The organism is Streptomyces sp. NPDC094143, from assembly GCF_040303825.1.
Classification (GTDB): domain Bacteria; phylum Actinomycetota; class Actinomycetes; order Streptomycetales; family Streptomycetaceae; genus Streptomyces.
Window position 1 is genome coordinate 129,395 of record NZ_JBEOTZ010000013.1, and the last position, 20,270, is coordinate 149,664.

At 75.5% G+C, this 20,270-nt stretch carries 2 protein-coding genes; both read left to right on the forward strand.

Features of this window, described 5'->3' with window-relative positions; genetic code table 11:
* Nucleotides 1–47 precede the first annotated feature (47 nt).
* Complete coding sequence (locus tag ABTZ58_RS18945; protein WP_351357562.1) at nt 48–1,403, forward strand: serine hydrolase domain-containing protein; 1,356 nt, start codon at nt 48–50, stop codon at nt 1,401–1,403.
* Between the two features lie 275 nt (nt 1,404–1,678).
* Nucleotides 1,679–20,260, forward strand: coding sequence for a non-ribosomal peptide synthetase (locus ABTZ58_RS18950; protein ID WP_502996097.1), 18,582 nt, complete (start codon nt 1,679–1,681; stop codon nt 20,258–20,260).
* Nucleotides 20,261–20,270: the final 10 nt, after the last annotated feature.

Genomic DNA, 20,270 nt, shown 5'->3' on the forward strand with positions numbered 1-20,270 from the left:
GCCGCGCCCCCTTCTGCACACCCGCTCTCACCAGGAGTCACCTCCCCATGCCCTACCCGACCGCCGCTCCGGCCGCACACCGGCCGTCGACCTCCTTGCACCAGGAGTTGAGCAGCCGCCTCGACTCCCTCGCGCGCGTCCACCGTGTGCCCGGCGCCCAACTGGCCGTGCACACAGGCAGCGATGTCCTCAGCGCGCACACCGGCACGGCCGACGCCCTGGCGAACACCCCGTTCACCGCGGAGACGGCCGTCCCTCTGGGATCGGTCACCAAAGCCGCCACGGCCGCGGCCGTCCTGCTCCTCGCCGACGACGGAGACCTGGACCTGGACGATCCCGTCAGCGACTTGCTGCCCGAGTTATCGGGGGAGATACCCGAAGTGACGATGCGTCACCTGCTGAGTCACACCGCCGGTCTGCCCACCGGACCCGACTCCGACAGCGCCGTCGGCACCACCGCCTCCCGGTACCTCTCCGAGCTCTGCACCGCCCGCAACACCCTGTTCCCGCCGGGCACCGGCTTCTCGTACTCCAACGCCGGCTACGTCGCCGCCGGCCGCGTCCTGTCCGAGGTGACGGGCATGACCTGGCAGGAAGCAGTGGCAGCGCTCGTCCTGGAGCCCCTGGGCGTCGTCCCCGCCTTCCTCGGCGACGCCACCCCCGCGCGGCCGGTCGCCAGCGGGCACGCCCTCAACACGGCCACCGGCCTGGTACGCCCGGCCCACCAGAACCTCGCCCCGGTGGAGGCCCCGGCCGGGGCGCTGCTGGCGAGCGCCGAGGACCTGGTCACCCTGGGCAGGGCCGTGATCGGCAGGTCGGCCGGGCTGCCGGCCGCCGTCGCCGACCTGATGCGGCGCCCCGAACCGGCCGCCGACCCCGGTGCCCTCGCCGACTGCTGGGGCCTGGGCCTCGCCCTCTTCCGGCAGGACGGCCGGGTGTGGTGCGGCCACGACGGGAACGCCCAGGGCACCTCGTGCCACCTGCGGGCGGACCCCGACAGCGGCGTCGTCGTCGCCTTCACCGGCAACGCCGGCGCGGCCACCGCCCTGTGGCGTGACATGGCCGTGGAAGTCGCCCGGCTGACCGGCGTTCGCGTGCCCACCGCCGCGGCCGCCGACACCCGCCGCGGACCCGCCGTGGCGCTCCCGGAGTGCGCCGGGTCGTACCGCAACGGTGGTATCGAGTACGTCGTCAAGCTCGACGGGGACGGCGCGCCGACCCTGTCCGTCGACGGTGACTACCCCATCCCGCTGGTGTGCTATTCGGACCTGTCCTGCGACCTGGTGGATCCGGTCACCGGCCGGGTCGAACCGGGCGGCCGTTTCCACCGGGATCCCGTCACCGGGGCCATCGATCGCCTGCAGGTCTCCGGACGCACCGCACGCCGCACCGGCACCGACTGACCGCGCGCCGGATCGGCACCGTCCTGCCATGCACCGGACCGGAATGCCCGACGGCGCACCCAACCGGATGCGTCCGACCGCCCGCCGGACCGGCACCGTCCGACCGCGCGTCCGATCGGCACCGTCCGGCCGCGCCGCACCCGCCCCGTACGCAAGGACCCCGCACCGCTCCGGTGTGCCCTCGGGCCGCCCGACAGCGGCGCGCCGGGTCCGTGCGCCGCCCCCGCCCGAAGGACTGCACCCCGATGACGGACCCGCACGCCCAGCGCCCCGCCATGCCCGTCCCCCCAGCGGCCGGCACCGTCCCGCCGGCCCGCGTCCGCGACGTCACCCGCCACGTCCCGCTCGGTGAGCTGTTCACCGCGCGGGTGACGCGTGACCCGGACGCCCCCGCGGTCACCGACGGCCGGAGCACCTGGTCGTACGGGGAACTCGCCCGGCGGGCCGGCCGGCTCGCGGCCCACCTCGTCGCGAGCGGCGCCGGACCCGAGCGGACGGTGGCCCTGGTCCTGCCGCGCTCGATGGATCTGATCGCCGCCGAGCTGGCCGTGACTCTCAGCGGTGCGGCCTTCCTCCCCGTGGACCCCGACTACCCGGCCGAACGACGGGCGTTGATGCTCGCCGACGCCGCTCCCGCCGTCGTCCTGGACGACCTCGACCGGGTTCGCGCACTGTCGGACGGCGAAGAGCCGGAGACGCACCCGGCCCCGAGCCGGACGCTTCCCGACCACGCGGCGTACGTCATCTTCACCTCCGGCTCCACCGGCACCCCCAAGGGCGTCACCGTCACCCACCGCGGCATCGCCGGTTTCGCCGCGGCGGCCGCCGAGCGCTACGCCGTCGGCCCGGGCGACCGGGTGCTGCAGTTCTCCTCGCCCAGCTTCGACGCCTCCGTACTGGAGCTGTTCATCTCCGTGCTGTCCGGGGCCCTGCTGGTCGTCCCGCCGAACGGACCCTGGCTGGGCGACGAACTCGCCACCGTCCTGGGCGAACACCGCATCACCCACGCCCTCATACCGCCGGCCGCCCTGGCCACGCTGCCTGACCCGGCGGACATCGGGGGCCTGCCGTCGCTGCGCACCCTGATCGTCGGGGCCGAGGCGTGCCCGGCCGCCCTCGTCGACCGGTGGGCGCCCGGCCGCCGCATGATCAATTCCTACGGGCCGACCGAGACCACCATCGTCGCCACCTGGACCGGCCCGCTGACCGCCGGCACCGGCACACCCGCCATCGGCGGTCCGCTGCCCGGCACCGGGACACACGTCCTGGACGCGTCGCTGCGCCCGGTGCCGCCCGGTTCCGAGGGCGAGCTGTACGTGGGCGGCGACGGGCTGGCCCGCGGCTACCTCGGCCGCCCCGGCCTGACCGCGACACGGTTCGTCGCCCACCCCTCCGGGCCGCCCGGTGCCCGTCTCTACCGCACCGGTGACCGGGTGCGCCGACGCGCCGACGGCGAGCTGGAGTTCCTCGGCCGGGTGGACCGGCAGGTCAAGGTCCGCGGCTTCCGCATCGAGCCCGGCGAGATCGAGGCCGCCCTGATGCGGGACCCACAGATCCGTGAGGCCGTCGTCGTGGTCCGCGACGAGGAACCCGCCCGCGGCCGGCTCATCGGCTACGTCACCCCCGCCGACCCCGCCCGCAGGCCCGAGCCGGCCCGGCTGCGCGCCGCCCTCACCACCGCCCTGCCGGCCCACATGGTGCCCTCCGCCGTCGTCGTGCTGGACGCGCTGCCGCTCACCCCGCAGCACAAGATCGACCTGCGGGCTCTGCCCGCCCCCGGCGGCGCGCCGGCCGAGCGGCATGTCGCACCGCGCACCGACGACGAACGGACCCTGGCGGCGATCTGGGCCGACGTCCTCGGCGTCGACACCGTCGGCGTCACCGACGACTTCTTCGACCTGGGCGGCGACTCGATCCTCGCGGCCCGCACCCTGACCCGCGTCCGGGAAGCGTTCGGCGCCCGGCTCACCCTGCGCGACGTGTTCACCGCGCGGACCGTCGGCGCGCTCGCCCCGCTGACCGCCGATCCCTCCGCCGCCCCGCCGGAGCCGATCCCCTGCGCCCCGCGCTCGGAGCCCGTCCCGCTCTCCAGCGCCCAGCGGCGCCTGTGGTTCCTCGACGACCTCGCCGACGGCGGCACCGAGTACAACACCGGCGTGGCGCTGCGGCTGCGCGGCCCCCTCGACACGCCGGCCCTCGAACGCGCCCTGCACCGGCTCGCCGTCCGCCACGACTCCCTGCGCACCACCTTCGCCACCGTCGACGGACAGGGTGTCCAGCTCGTCGCCGCCGAGGCGGAGCTGCCGCTGCGCACCACCGACATCGGCCACGTGCCCGCCGACCGGCGGGACCAGGCCGTCGAGCGCCTGCTGACCGAGGAGCTGCGCCGGCCCCACGACCTGATGAACGGGCCCCTGACCCGGGCGCTGCTCATCCGCCGGGCGCCCGAGGACCACGTGCTGCTGCTGGCCCAGCACCACATCGTCACCGACGGCTGGTCGGTGGGCGTCCTGACCCGGGACCTGGCGGCGCTCTACCGGGCGGAGGCCACCGGCGAACCCGACGGCCTGCCCCGGCCGGAAGTGCGGTACCCGGACTTCGCGCTGTGGGAGCGCGAGCGGCACACCGCCGACGCCCACGCGGACGACCTCGCGTACTGGAAACGCCACCTCGCCGGCCTCCAGCAGCTCGAACTGCCCACCGACCGGCCGCGCCCCGCGGTGCGCACCACCGCGGGCGCGGCACACCGCCAGGAGATACCGCGCCACCTGGTGGACCGGCTGCGGCAGCTGGCAGCGGGCCGCGACACCACCGTCTTCACGGTGTTCGCCGCGGCGGCGGCCGTGCTGTTCGCCCGCTACTCCGGGCAGCGGGACGTGGCGTTCGGCACCGTCACCAACGGGCGGGACCGCCGCGAACTGGAGGACGTGACGGGCTTCTTCGCCAACACGGTGGTGCTGCGCGGCGAGGTCGACGACGCCGTCACGGTGGACCGGTTCGTGCAGACCGTGCGCGCGACCGTGCTGGACGCCTTCGCCCATGAGGGTGTGCCCTTCGACCGGGTGGTCGAGGAACTCGCCCCGCCGAGAGACCCCAGCCGCACGCCGCTGGTGCAGGCGCTCGTGGTCCAGCAGGCGGCGCCCGCCCGGCCGCCGGCCGCCGCCGGGGTACGCATCGAGGACCACCCGCTGCCCCGCCCGGCCGCCCGCTTCGACCTCGTGCTGGAGTTCGCGCCGCGAGCCGACGGCGGCCACGAGCTGACGGTGGAGTACAACACCGACCTGTTCGAGGCGGCGACCGTGGCCCGGATGGGCCGTCAGCTGCACCACCTGCTCGAAGGCATGGCGGACGGCCCGCAGCGGACGCTGGCCGAACTCCCGCTGCTGTCCGACGACGAGCGGCGCGTGCTCCTGGACTCCTGGAACCCGCCCGCACCGGCCGGCAACCGGGCCGACGGCGCCACACTCCCCGCGCTCTTCGAGGAGCAGGTGGCCCGCACTCCCGACCGGACCGCCGTGACCTGCGGCGAGACCCGGCTGGACTACGCCGGGCTGAACCGGCGTGCCAACCGTCTCGCCCGGCTACTGGCGGCACGCGGCGCGGGCCCGGAGTCCCTGGTGGCGCTGTGCCTGCCGCGCACCGCCGATCTGCTGCCCGTGTTGTGGGCCGTACTGAAGTCGGGCGCCGGGTACCTGCCCGTCGACCCCGGCTACCCGGCCGAACGCATCCGCTTCATGCTGGCCGACGCCGACCCCGCCCTCGTCCTCGCCACCCGGGACACGGCGCACGCGCTTCCCGGGGACTGCGAGCCGCTGCTGCTGGAGGACCTGGCGCCCTTCATCGCCGATGCCGCGGACCCGGCTCAGGCCCGCACCGACGGCTCGGACCTGACCGACGCCGACCGCGCGGCACCGCTCCACCCGTCCCATCCCGCCTACGTCATCTACACCTCCGGCTCCACCGGCCGGCCCAAGGGCGTGGTCGTCACCCACGGCAGTGTGGCCGCGCTGGCCGCCTGGGCGGGGGACACGTTCGGTTCGCGCGGTTTCTCCCACGTCGTCGCCTCCACCTCCCTCAACTTCGACGTGTCCGTCTTCGAGCTGCTGTGCCCCCTGATGGCCGGCGGCAGCGTCGAAGTGGTCGCCGACCTCACCGCCCTGGCCGACCTCCCCGCCCCCACCGACGGTCCTCGGCCGCGCCGGGTCGGACTGCTCAGCGGTGTGCCGTCCGCACTGTCCCGGGTGCTCGGCGACGGTGCCATCGTGGCGGAAACCGTCGTCCTGGCCGGCGAGGCCCTGCCCGCCCGCACCGTCCGCGACATCAAGGGCGGCATGCCGACCGCCGAGGTGGCGAACATCTACGGCCCCACCGAGGCCACCGTCTACGCCACCGCCTGGTTCGCCGGCTCCACCGTCCCCGCCCAGGCGCCTCCCATCGGCCGTCCCGTCGCCCGCACCCGCGCCTACGTGCTGGACCGTCTGCTGCGCCCCCAGCCGCCGGGCGTCACCGGCGAGCTGTATCTGGGCGGCGGCGGACTCGCGCGCGGTTACCTGCGCCGCCCCGGCCTGACCGCCGCACGCTTCGTCGCCGACCCGTTCGGCGCTCCCGGGGACCGCATGTACCGCACCGGCGACCTGGTGCGCTGGAGCGCCGACGGCCGGCTCGAGTACCTCGGCCGTGTCGACCAGCAGGTCAAGGTGCGTGGCTTCCGCATCGAACTCGGCGAGGTCGAAGAGGCCCTGCGCGGCTGCGCGGGCGTCGCCGAGGCCGCCGCCACCGTCCGCGACGGCGACGGTCACCGCCGCCTTGCCGGATACGTGGTCCCCGCCCCCGGCGCCCGGGTGGAGCCCGAGGCGGTACGGCGTGAACTCGGGCGCACCCTGCCCGACTACATGGTCCCCGCGGCCGTCGTGGTACTGCCCGCCCTGCCGCTCAACCCCAACGGCAAACTGGACCGAGGCAAGCTTCCCGACCCGGCGCCGGCCGAACCCGCAGCCCGCCACGTCGCGCCCCGCACCCCCACCGAACGCACGCTCGCCGCCATCTGGGCCGGCGTCCTGCACGTGGAGCGCGTCGGAGCGGACGACAACTTCTTCGCGCTGGGCGGCGACTCCATCCTCAGCATCCAGGTCGTGGCCCAGGCCCGGCAGGCGGGTCTGACGATCACCTCGCGCGACGTCTACCAGCACCAGACGGTCGCCGCCCTGGCCCGCCGCGCCGACGAGACGTGCCGCCACCGGACCGCCGTCCCGTCCGCGCCTTTCGAGGCCACCGGCGCCGCGCCTCTGACACCCATCCAGCACTGGCTGTTCGGCAGCGCCGCCGAGCGCGCCGGCCACTTCGCCCAGACGCTCTCGGTGGAACTGCCCGCCGACGTCGACGCGGGCGCGCTGCAAGCCGCCCTCGACGACGTGGTCACCCACCATGACGCGCTGCGCTCCCGCTTCCTCGCCGACGACACGGGCGTGCGGTGGCTGATCGACGGCCCGGCCGCGCGGTGCCGCCTCACCCACCACACCGGCCCGGACACCGACACCCCGCACCTCGGCCCGTTCGACCTGGGCCACGGCCCGCTGCTGCGCGCCGTCCTGCACGACCGGGGCGATCGACGGCCGCCCGTCCTGCATCTGGCCGTCCACCACCTCGTCGTGGACGGAGTCTCCTGGCGCCTGCTCCTCGAAGACCTCGAACGCGCCTACCTCGCCCGCCGTGAGGGCCGCGACGGCGCTGCCGCGCTGCCCGCCAAGTCCTCCCCCCTGCGGCAGTGGGCCGAGCGCCTGGCCGCGCACACCGCCGCCGGCGGTTTCGACGACGAGCAGGCGTACTGGAGCCGGCAGACCGGAGGCGCCCGGGCGGCTCTGCCCGCTGACCAGGAGGGCACCGGCACCTACGCCTCCCAGCGCTCGGTGACGGTGCGGCTCGGTCCCGAGGTCACCGAAGCGCTGCTGCGGACTCTGCCCGAGACGTACCGCACCCAGGCCAACGACGTCCTGCTCGCCGCCCTCGGCCGGGTGCTGTGCGGCTGGAGCGGACACGACCGGGTGCTCGTCGACGTCGAAGGACACGGCCGCCAGGAGCTCTTCGCCGACATCGACACCAGCCGGACCATCGGCTGGTTCACCACCCGCCACCCCGTCGCCCTGGCCGTCCCGCCCGGGGCGGGCTGGGACGGCGTGATCAAGCAGGTCAAGGAACACCTGCGGGCGGTGCCCCGGCACGGCATCGGCCACGGCGCCCTGACCCTGCCGGGCCGCGACGGCACACCCCTCCCGGCGACCAGCGCGCAGATCAGCTTCAACTACCTGGGCCGGTTCGGTCTGTCCGAGCCCTCCGAGGGCCTGTACCGCGGCCTGGTCCGCCCGCTGGAACTGGACGCCGACCCGTCGGGGGCGCGCCCGCACGCCCTGGAGGTCGTGGGGCGGCTGGACGGCGACAGCCTGGAGTTCACCTGGTTCCACTCCGACCGGGTGCACCGGCCGGAAACCGTCGCCGACCTCGCGGAACGCTACGCCGACGCGCTGGCCGGCCTCGCCCGGTACGCGTCCCGGCCCGGCGCCGCCGGACGCACTCCCTCGGACTTCCCGCTGGCCCGGCTCGACCAGACCCACATCGACCGCGTCGTGGGGGAGGACCCCGCCGGCGTGGAGGACGTCCACCCCCTGACGCCCACCCAGGCCGGCATGCTCTTCCACCGGCTCTCCCAGGACGACCGCGGTGTGTACTTCCAGCAGCTGACGTTCGTCCTCGACGGCGTGCCCGATCCCGGTGTGCTGGCGGACGCCTGGCAGCGGGTCACCGACCGGACCCCGGTGCTGCGCTCGCGGGTGGTGTGGCAGGACGTGCCCGAGCCACTGCTCGTGGTGCAGCGCCGGGCGGCCGTGCCGGTGGAACTGCCCGACTGGCGCGGTCTGACCGCCGCCGACCGGGACGAGCGGCTGCGCGACCTGCTCGACCGCGACCGCGCCCGGGGCGTCGACCTGACCCGCGCGCCGCTCCAGCGCTTGGTGCTGGCCCGGGTCTCCGACCGCGCGGTCCGCGTCGTGTGGTCGTTCGACCACCTGATCCTGGACGGCTGGAGCCTGTTCCAGGTGCTCTCCGACGTCTTCGCCTGCCACGCGGGCCTGTCCGGCACGGCACAGGCCGCGCTGCCCGAGCGCCGCCCCTTCCGTGACTACGTCGCGTGGCTGGGTGAGCGCGCCGACGGGGCCGAGGCCGAACGGCACTGGCGTTCCCGACTGAACGGCCTGAGCGAGACCACCGCGCTCCCCTTCGACCGCGAGCCCCGCGAGAGCCACCGCGCGGAGTCGACGGCGGCCGTGCGCGTCACCCTGCCCGAGCCCGCCACGAAAGCGCTGCAGGACCTGGCCAGGACGGCGGGTCTCACGATGAACACCCTCGTTCAGGGTGCCTGGGCGGTGCTGCTGAGCCGTCAGGCGGGCCGCACCGAGGCGGTCTTCGGCACCACCGTCTCCGGGCGGCCCGACGAACTGCCCGGGGCCGACGCCATCACCGGCCTGTTCATCGCGACCCTGCCCACCCGGGTGACCGTGCCGCGCGACGAGCCGCTGCTCACCTGGCTGGCCCGGCTCCAGCAGGAACAGAGCGAGGACCGGCGCCACGACCACGTGCCGCTGCACCGGATGACCGCGTACACCGACCTGCCCGAGCGTGCCGCCCTCTTCGACAGCATCGTCGTGTTCGAGAACTACCCGGTCGACGACGACCTCGCCGCCGCGCACGGCCTGCGGCTGACCGGTCTGGAGGGCTTCGAGACCACCAACTACCCGCTCAGCCTGGTCGCCTACCCCGGCACGGAACTCGCCCTGCGCCTCGGCTACGACCCGGACCTCTTCGACGCCGACACCGTCGAGCGGATGGCCGAGTACCTCACCGTCCTGCTGGAGGGCTTCGCCGCCAGCCCGCAGCAGGCCCCCGCGCGCCTGCCGCTGCTGACGGCCGCCCGCCGTGAACAGGTGCTCCGCACGTGGAACGACACCGCCACCGGCGCCCCCGCCGCGACCACCGCGGCCCTCTTCGCCGCGCAGGTGGCACGCACCCCCGACGCCCTCGCACTGCTGGCCGGCGCGGAGCGGCTGACCTACCGCGAACTCGACGCCCGGGCGGCGGCGCTTGCCGGCCGGCTGGCCGCTTGCGGGGTGCGCCCGGAGGCCGCGGTCGGTGTGCTGATGGACCGCTCGACCACCCTCGTCGTCGCCCAGCTCGCCCTCGCCCGCCTCGGCGGCGTGTACGTCCCGCTCGACGGCCGGGCACCCCGGGAACGGCTGCGGGCCATGCTCGCGGAGGCCGGCGCCGGCCTGCTGCTCACGGACGCGGAGTGGCACGAGACGGCCGCGGACCTGCTTCCGGAAGGACGCGTGCTGCGCCCGGACCCGGACGCCGAGGCGGTGACCACTGACCTCACCACTTCGCCGCGCGTGCACCCGGACAACGTCCAGTACCTCATGTTCACCTCCGGCTCCACCGGCACCCCCAAGGGCGTGGCCGCACGGCAGCGGGACGTCGCGGCCCTCGCCCGCGACCGTGCCTTCGCCGGACACGACCGCGTGCTCGTGCACTCCCCGCACGCCTTCGACGCCTCCACCTACGAGCTGTGGGTGCCCATGCTGCGCGGCGGCACGGCCGTGCTCGCCCCACCGGGCGACCTGGACGCCGCCGCCGTACGCCGTGCGATCACCGAAGAGGGCGTGAGCTGCCTGTTCCTGACGGTCGGCCTGTTCCGCCTGCTCGCCCAGGAGGACCCGGCCTGCCTGCGCGGCGCCCGCGAGGTGTGGACGGGCGGCGAGGCCGTGCCCGGCGCCGCCGTACGGCGCGTGCTGGACGCCTGCCCCGGCCTCACCGTCGTCGACGTGTACGGCCCGACCGAGACCACCACCTTCGCCACCCGCCAGGCCTTCCACGCCGGTGACACGCTGCCGGCGGCACTGCCCATCGGCCGTCCCCTCGACGACACCCGCGTCTACGTCCTGGACGGCGCGCTCCAGCCGCAGCCGCCCGGCGTGCCGGGAGAGCTGTACCTCGCCGGCGCCGGACTGGCCCGTGGTTACGCCGGGCGCCCCGGCGCCACCGCGGCCCGCTACCTGGCCGACCCCTACGGACCGCCCGGCGGGCGGATGTACCGCACCGGCGACATCGTGCGCTGGAGCGCCGACGGCGCACTGCGCTTCGTGGGACGCGTCGACGACCAGATCAAGATCCGCGGTTTCCGCGTCGAGCCCGCCGAGATCGAGGCCCGGCTCACCGCCCACCCGGCGATCGCCGAGGCGGTCGTGTCGGTCTCACGGCACGAGGGACGCAAACGCCTGGTCGCGCACCTGGTGCCGGCCCCCGGCGCGGTCGTGCCGCCGGCGGCCGAGCTGCGCGCCCACCTGGCCGGGGAACTGCCCGACTACATGCTCCCGGCCGCGTTCGTCACCCTGGCCGAGCTGCCCCTGACCGCGAACGGCAAGGTCGACCGGCGCCGGCTGCCCGAACCCGAGTGGTCGCCGGCGGCCGACACCGCCTACCGCGCGCCGCGCACCGAGGCCGAACGGGTGCTCGCCGGCATCTGGGCCGAGCTGCTCGGTGTGGAACGCGTCGGCCTCGACGACCACTTCTTCATGCTGGGCGGCGACTCGATCGTCAGCATCCAGGTCGTCTCCCGCGCCCGCACCGCGGGACTGGCGCTGACGCCGAGGGACCTGTTCCGCCACCCCACGCTCGCCGCCCTGGCCGCCGCCTCGACCGGCGCCCGCGCGGCCGTCGCGGACACCGGCCCGGTGTCCGGGGAGGTCGCGCTCACCCCGATCCAGCACTGGTTCCTAAACGCCGAGCCGCCCCGCCCGGAGTACTTCAACCAGTCGGTGGTCGTCGAGGCGCCCGCGGACGTCGACCCCGGCGCGCTGAGTGCCGCCCTGGCCGCGCTGTGGACCCACCACGACGCCCTGCGCGCCCGCTTCATCCGCGCGGCGGACGGCACCTGGCGCCAGGAGTACGCCGCCGCGGAGGCCGACGTGCCGGAGCTGCTGCGCGTGCACGACCTGAGCGGTCACGACGCGCGGGCCGCGGCGGAGACCGAGGCCCGCCTCTCCCACGAGGCGCACACCGGCTTCCGCCTGGAGACCGGACCGCTGATCACCGCGCGCCTGTTCACCGGCGACGGCCGGATGCCGCGCCTGCTGCTGACGGCCCATCACCTGATCGTCGACGGCGTCTCCTGGCGCGTCCTGCTGGAGGACCTGGAGACGGCCTACCGGCAGGCCCGGGCCGGGGAGGCGGTCCGGCTGCCGGAGCGCACCACGTCCGTGCGGGAATGGGTGCGGCGGCTCACCAACCGCACCGGCGAGGCGGACCTCGCCGCGCAGCGCGCCCACTGGGCGGACGTGGCCCGGCACTGCGCCGAACCGCTGCCGGTGGACCTCCACGGCGGCAACACCGTCGCCGACCTGCGCGCCGTGACCGTACGCCTCGACCGGCAGCGCACCGAGGACCTCCTGCGCAAGGTCCCCGGCGTGTACCGCACCCGCGTCGACGACGTCCTGCTGACCGCCCTCGGCCGCGTCCTGGCGGACTGGACCGGCCGCCGCACCGTGGCCGTGGGTCTGGAGGGGCACGGCCGCGAGGACCAGCACTTCGACGACCTCGACCTGTCCCGCACGGTCGGCTGGTTCACGAGCCTCTTCCCGGTCGCCCTCGACCTGCCCCGGGGTGACTGGGGCACCGCGTTGAAAGCCGTGAAGGAACAGCTGCGGGCCGTGCCCGACCGGGGGATCGGCTACGGCGCCCTGCGCCACCTCGCGGGCGACGAACGGCTCGCCGCCGCGCCGTTGCCCGGCATCAGCTTCAACTACCTGGGGCGGTTCGACTGGTCCGCCCCCGACGCCGCGCTGGTCCGGGCCGTTCCCGGCGGCCTGGACGGCGCGGAGGACCCCGCAGCGCCGCGTCCGCACCTGCTGGACGTGGTGGCCCGCGTCGAGGACGACCAGCTGGAGATCACCTGGCACTACAGCGACGGCCGCCACCGCGAGGAGACCGTCGCCGCCCTCGCCGAGGGCATGCTGCGCTCCCTGGAGGAGATCGTCGCGCACTGCGCCGGCCCGCAGGCCGGCGGCCGCACGCCCTCGGACTTCCCGCTGGCCCGCCTCGACCAGGCCGCCGTGGACCGGGTCGTGGGCGACGGCCGCGGCGTCGAGGACGTGTACCCGCTGACCTCGATGCAGGCGGGCATGCTCTTCCACAGCCTCCTGGACCCCCAGGGCCGCACCTACGTCAACCAGGTGCAGGTCGTCCTGCACGGCGTCACCGACCCGCACGCTCTCGCCGCGGCGTGGCAGGACACGGCGGACGCCAACGCGATCCTGCGCACCCGCCTGGTGTGGCAGGAGACGGCAGAACCCCTCCAGGTGGTGGAGCGACGGGCCGCCGTGCCGGTCACCCAGCACGACTGGACCGGGTGGACCGCCGAGCGGTGCGCACGGGAGACGGAGGCGCTGCTCGACGCGGACCGGGAGACCGGGATCGACCTCGGCACGGCTCCGCTGATGCGGCTCGCGCTGATCCGGCTCGCCCCGGACCGGGTGCGCATGGTGTGGACGTTCCACCACGTGCTGCTGGACGGCTGGAGCGCGGCCCAGGTCTTCGACGAGGTGTGCGAGCGGTACGCGGCCCGGACCGCCGGCCGCCGCCCGCAGGTGCCCGACCGGGCCCCCTTCGCCCGCTACCTGGAGTGGCTGGCCGCCCAGGACACCGCCCGGGCCGAACAGCACTGGCGCGACACCCTCGCCGGATTCGCCGTGCCCACCGAACTGCCCCGCGACCGGCGCCCCGCCGACGCACACCGAGCCTCCTCGTCCGGCACGGTGCGGATGACCCTCGGCACGGAGGTGTCGGCACGCCTGAGGGACACCGCCCAGCGGGCCGGACTGACCGTCAACACCGTGCTCCAGGGCGCCTGGGGGCTGCTGCTGCACCACTACGGCGGCGGTGACGACGTCGTCTTCGGCACGACCGTGTCCGGCCGCCCGGCCGAACTGCCCGGCGTGACCTCCATGGTGGGCCTGTTCATCAACACCCTGCCCACCCGGCTGCGCATCGACCGGGACCGCCCCCTGCTGGAGTGGCTGCGCGAGGTGCAGGCCGCCCAGTCGGAGTCCCGGCGCCACGACTTCGTGTCCCTCGCCCAGTTGCAGTCCTGGAGCGAAGTACCCGGCGGCACCGGCCTGTTCGACAGCATCGTCGTCTTCGAGAACTACCCGTTCGACGCGGGCGCCCTGGCCCGGCACGGACTCGCCGTCGAGCAGGAACGCGACGTCGAGCCGACCAGCTACCCGCTCAGCGTGGTCGTCGCCCCCGGCGACGACGTCACCGTGAGCCTCGACTACGACCCGGCCGCCTTCGACGCGGCCACCGTCGAGGGGATCGGCGCGAGCCTGCGCACCCTCCTGACGCAGCTCGCCGCCGACGCCGACCGCCCCCTCGCCGACCTCACCCCGCTCTCACCGGCCGACGGGCGCCGCCTGCTGGACCGCCTCGCCGGACCGGGCGCGCAGCTCCCGCGGCGCACCCTCCCGGACGCCTTCGCGGCCCAGGCCGCCCGCACCCCCGACGCCCGCGCCGTCACCGCCGGCGCCGACCACCTCACGTACCGGCAGCTCGACGAGCGCGCCAACCGGCTGGCCCGGCTGCTGATCGACGCCGGAGCGGGGCCGGAGCGGTTCGTCGCCCTGGCCCTGCCCCGCACCGCCGACCTGATCGTGGCGCTCCTGGCGGTCCTCAAGAGCGGCGCCGCCTACCTGCCCGTCGACCCCGGATACCCGGCCGAGCGCATCGCGTTCCTCTTCGAGGACGTCCGCCCCGACGCGGTCATCACCTGCGCGGAGACCTCCGCCAGGCTCCCGGACGGCCCGTACACGCGGATCGCCCTGGACGACCCGGCCTGCGCCGCCCGGCTGGCCGCCGCGTCCGCGGCACCCGTCGGCGACGGCGAGCGGCATGCCCGGCTGCTGCCGGACCACCCGGCCTACGTCATCCACACCTCCGGCTCCACCGGCCGGCCCAAGGGCGTCGTCGTCTCCCACGCCTCGGTGGTGGCGCTGACCGACTGGGCCGCCGCCGAGTTCACCGGCCGGGGACTCGCCCACGTGGTGGCGTCCACCTCGCTCAATTTCGACGTGTCGGTGTTCGAGATCTTCTCGCCGCTGCTGGCGGGCGGCCGGGTGGAGGTCGTCCGCGACCTGCTGGCCCTCGCCGAGCGGTCCGGGCCGTGGCGGGCGGGGCTGCTCAGCGCCGTGCCCTCCGCCCTCGGCCGGCTGCTGGCCGAGGACACCGTGCACGTCGGCGCCGACACCGTCGTCCTGGCCGGGGAGGCCCTGCCCGCCCGCGCCGTCCAGCAGGTGCGCGAGGCGATCCCCGGCTGCCGCGTGATGAACGTCTACGGCCCCACCGAGGCCACCGTCTACGCCACCGCCTTCACCTGCGACCCGGCCGACCCCGACCGGGTGCCGCCCATCGGCCGGCCGGTCGGCGGCGCCCGCGCCTACGTCCTCGACGCCCGTATGCGGCCCGTGCCCGTCGGAGCGCCCGGGGAGCTGTACCTCGCCGGGACCGGGGTGGCCCGCGGCTACCTGAACCGGCCCGGCCTGACCGCCGGCCGCTTCCTCGCCGACCCGTTCGGATCGCCCGGCAGCCGCATGTACCGCACCGGCGACCTGGTCCGCTGGACGGCCGACGGCGACCTGCTGTACCTGGGCCGCACCGACGACCAGGTGAAGGTGCGCGGCTTCCGCATCGAACTCGGTGAGGTGGAGGCGGCCCTGGCCCGGCACCCCCAGGTCGCCGCGGCCGCCGCCCGCGTGGTCGAACACGACGGCCACAAGCGCCTCGTCGGCTACGCCGTGCCGCGCGCCGGCGACCTCCCGGCGCCGGCCGAGCTGCGGGCGTTCCTCGCCCGCACCCTGCCCGACCACCTGGTCCCGGCGGCCGTGGTGCCCCTGGAGCGGCTGCCTCTGGGCGCCACCGGCAAGCTGGACCGGCGCGGCCTGCCGGAACCGGTGTGGTCCGCGGCCCCCACCACGGAGGACGTTCGGCCGCCGCGCACCGCCACCGAGCAGACCCTCGCCGCGATCTGGGCACGGGTGCTGGGCGTACCCGAAGTGGGCGCGACGGACAACTACTTCGCGCTCGGCGGCGACTCCATCCTCGGCATCCAGATCGTCTCCGCGGCCCGCCGGGCCGGACTGACCCTGACACCCCGTCACCTCTTCGCCCACCAGACGATCGCCGAACTCGCCGCCGCGGTCGACGCCTCACCGGCCGGCCCGGCCCCCGCCACGGCCGACCAGGGCCCCGTCGTCGGCGACGTCCCCCTCACGCCCGTACAGCACTGGCTGTTCGACACCCTCACCGGCGACCCGGCCCACTTCACCCAGGCGGTCTCCTTCGAGGTGGCGCCCGACACCGACGAGACACTGCTGCGCGCCGCCCTCGCCGCGGTGCTGGAGCAGCACGACGCGCTGCGCACGCGGTACGAGCACGCGGGCGACGGCCGGTGGCGGCAGCTGGGCACCCCGCCCGGCACCGAGCCGCACCTGGAGGTGCACCGCACCCCGGAGGACCCGGCCGCCGTGGCCGTCGCCCTGTGCGCGGCGTTCGACCTGGCGGTCGGGCCGCTGCTGAAGGCCGCCCTGTGCCACCGGGACGGCGACCTGCCGCCCGTCCTGCTGCTGGCCGCCCACCACCTGGTCGTCGACGCGGTGTCCTGGCGGGTGATCCTCGAAGACCTCGACACCGCCTACCGGGCGCTGCTCGCCGGGGGAACCCCCGACCTGGGCGCGAAGACGACCTCCTTCCGCGACTGGGCCCGGCGCCTGGCCACGCACACGGCCGACGGCGGCTTCGACGACGAGGCCGCCCACTGGAGCGCCCTTCACCCGACCGGCCTGCCGACCGACCTTCCCGGCGGCAACACCGCCGCCGACGAGGAGACCGTGACGGTGAGCCTCGGCGCCGAGGAGACCGAACGCCTGCTGAAGGAGGTTCCCGACGCCTACCGCACACGCGTCAACGACGTCCTGCTGTGCGCGCTCGGCCGGGTCCTGGGCCGCTGGACGGGGCAGGACCGGGTGGTGGTCGCGCTGGAGGGGCACGGCCGCGAGGACCTCTTCGACGGCGTCGACCTGTCCCGCACCGTCGGCTGGTTCACCACCATGTTCCCCGTGGGCCTCGACGTGCCCGGCGACGCCGGCCTCGGCACCGCGCTGAAGACCGTCAAGGAGAACCTGCGGGCCGTACCGCGCGGGGGAGTGGGCTACGGCGCGCTGCGGCACCTGCACCCGTCGGGACCCGAACTGCCCGACCTGCCGCGAGTGGGCTTCAACTACCTCGGGCAGCAGGACTTCAGCGCCACCGGAGACGGTTTGCTGCGGGCGCCCCACGAGGGCCTGACCGGCGGCATGGACCGCTCGGCGGACCGACCCCACCTCATCGACGTGCTCGGCCGGGTCACCGACAAGCGGCTGGAGTTCACCTGGTCGTACTCCCGCACGGTGCACCGGCAGGACACCGTCGCCCACCTCGCCGAGGAGACGGCCGAGGAACTGCGCCGGATCGTCCGGCACTGCGCCCGGCCCGGCGCGGGCGGCCGCACCCCGTCCGACTTCCCGCTGGCCGCCCTGGACCAATCCGCAGTCGACCGGCTCGTCGGCGACGGCCGGGACGTGACGGACGTCTACCCGCTGACCCCCACCCAGACCGGCATGGTCGTGCACGGCATGGACGAGCCCGGCGAGGGCCTGTACGTCGAGCAGATCACCTTCGTCGCCGACGGCGTGCGCGACCCCGCGCTGCTGGCGGACGCCTGGCAGCACGTCGTGGACGCCACGCCCGTGCTGCGCACCGCCGTCGCCCTGACCGGGGTCCCGACGCCGCTGCAGACCGTGCACCGCCGCGTCCCGCTGCCCGTCACCCGGCTCGACTGGAGCGACCTCGACCCGGCGCGGCGGGAGAGCGCACTGCGGCAACTGCTCGACGACGACCGGGCCCGCGGCATCGACCTCGGCCGCCCCCCGCTGCTGCGCGTCACCCTGATCCGGCTCGGCGCGGACGAGGTGCGCGTGGTATGGACCTTCCACCACGTCCTGCTGGACGGCTGGAGCGTCTTCCACGTGCTGTCGGACGTCCTTCAGGCGCACGCCGCGCTCGCCGCCGGGGCCGAGCCGCGGCTGCCTCAGCGGCGGCCCTTCGCCGACTACGCCGCCTGGCTGGCCGGCCGCGACACCGCCGCCGCCGAGGAGCACTGGAAGGCCGCCCTCGCCGGATACGCGGCGCCGACCCCGCTGCCGTACGACCGCAGGCCCGCCCCGGGCGCCGCCGCACGGTCGGGCACCTGGCTGTCGCAGCGCCTCGACGCGGACGGCACAGCCAAGCTGACCGACTTCACGCGCCGCCACCGGCTCACCCTCAACACCCTGGTCCAAGGTGCCTGGGCGCTGCTGCTGGCGCGCGCCGGGGGCGGTCGGGAGGTGTGCTTCGGCACCACGGTCTCCGGCCGGCCCGCCGACCTGCCCGGCGCGGACACCATCACCGGCCTGTTCATCACGACTTTGCCCGCGCGGGTCACCGTGGACGAGTCCACGCCGTGCACCGCCTGGCTTCGGGAGCTGCAGGCCGCCCGCGCCGAGGACCGGCGCTTCGACCACGTGCCGCTGACGGACCTGCACCAGTGGAGCGAACTGCCGCCGGGCACGCCCCTGTTCGACAGCCTGCTGGTGTTCGAGAACTACCCGGTCGGCGACGCCACCGCGGGCGCGCACGGCGTGCGCGTGCACGGCCTCGACGCCCGCGAGGCGACCAACTACCCGCTCACCGTGGTGATCTCGCCCGGCGACGAGCTGACCGTGGAACTCGGTTACGACCAGCGGTACTTCGAGGCGACCACGGCCGAGGCCCTGGCCACCCGGCTGGTGCACGCCCTGACCGCCCTGGCCGCGTCGGGCGACGAGGCGCCGCTGCACGCGGTGGACGTGCTGCCGCCCACCGAGCGCCACCGACTGCTGCACGGCCCCGCCCGCCCGCACCTCCCGCTGCCGCCCCCGGCGACGCTGCCCACGCTGATCGAGGCCGCCGTCGACCGGTGGTCCGGCCAACCCGCCCTCGAAGCAGGGGAGTCGAGGTTCACCTTCGCCGAGACGGAGGCCCGTGCCAACCTGCTGGCCCACCGGCTCATCGCCCGCGGGACCGGTCCCGGCGACCTCGTCGCGCTGGTCCTGCCGCGCTCGGCGGACATGGTCCTCGCCCAGCTCGCCGTGGCCAAGGCGGGCGCCGCGTTCCTCCCCGTGGACCCCGGCTACCCGGCCGAGCGGGTGGCGCTGATGCTGCGCGACGCGAACCCCGCCGTCACCCTCACCGCCGAGGAGGTCGCCGGCCTGCTCGCCGCACCGCCCGACGGCGCGCCCGGCCACCGGCCCGCCGACACCGACCGCGTCCGTCCGCTGCACCTCGACGACCCGGCGTACGTCATCTACACCTCCGGTTCCACCGGCACCCCCAAGGGCGTCGTCGTCACCCACCGGGGGCTGGCCGCGTTCGCCGCCGCCGAGGCCGCGCAGTACCAGGTCCGTGCCGGGGACCGTGTGCTGGCCTTCGCCACGCCCAGCTTCGACGCCTCCGTGCTGGAGCTGTGCATGTCCCTGCCGCACGGCGCGAGCCTGGTCGTACCGCCGCCCGGCCCGCTGCTCGGCGCCGAACTGGCCGGCGTGCTGCGCACCGCGCGCATCACGCACACCCTGCTGCCGCCCGCCGCGCTCGCCACCCTCCCGCCGGACACCCCCGGCACCCTGCCCGACCTGCGCACCCTGATCGTCGGCGCGGACGCCTGCCGGGGCGAACTGGTCGCCCGATGGGCACCGCACCACCGCATGATCAACTCCTACGGGCCCACCGAGGCCACCGTGGTGGCCACCTGGTCCGACCCGCTGGAACCGGACGGCGGCGCACCGCCCATCGGCCGCGCCCTGCCCGTCACCGCCGCCTACGTCCTCGACGCCCGCCTGCGCCCCGTCCCCGACGGCGTGTCCGGCGAACTGTGGCTCGCCGGACCGGCCCTGGCCCGCGGCTACCTCAACCGCCCCGGCCTGACGGCGACCCGCTTCACCGCCGACCCGTTCGGACCGCCCGGCGCGCGCATGTACCGCACCGGCGATCTGGTCCGCCGTGACGCCCGCGGCGAACTGCACTACCTCGGCCGCACCGACCACCAGCTCAAACTGCGCGGCCACCGCATCGAGGCCGGCGAGGTGGAGGCCACCCTGGTGCGCCACCCGGCGGTGCTGGACGCCGTGGTGAGCGTGCGGGAGGACGAACCGGGGCTGCCGCGCCTGGTGGCCCACGTGCTCGTCGCCCCCGGCGCCGAGGCGCCGGCCGGCGCGGACCTGCGGGCCTTCGCCGCCCGCACCCTGCCCGGCCCCATGGTGCCGTCGGCGTTCGTGGCGATGGACCGCTTCCCGCTGACGGAGAACGGCAAGACCGACCGGGCCGCGCTGCCCGCCCCCGTCCCCGGGACACGGGAGCCGGACGCCGGACACGTACCGCCCCGCACGCCCACCGAGGAGGCCGTCGCCGCCCTGTGGGAGGAGGCGCTGGAGACCACCGTGGGAGCCGAGGACGACTTCTTCGCCCTGGGCGGCGACTCCCTGCGCGCGCTGCTCATCGCCTCCCGCGCCAACGACACCTTCGGCGTGACCCTCACGCCCCGCGACGTCCTGGTCAACCGCACCGTCGCCGCCCTGGCGGACCTGGTGGAGGAACAGGTGCTGAGCGAACTCGAAGACGCCGCACGCGGCGACAGCGACCACGATGAACGGTGAGGACCGGACG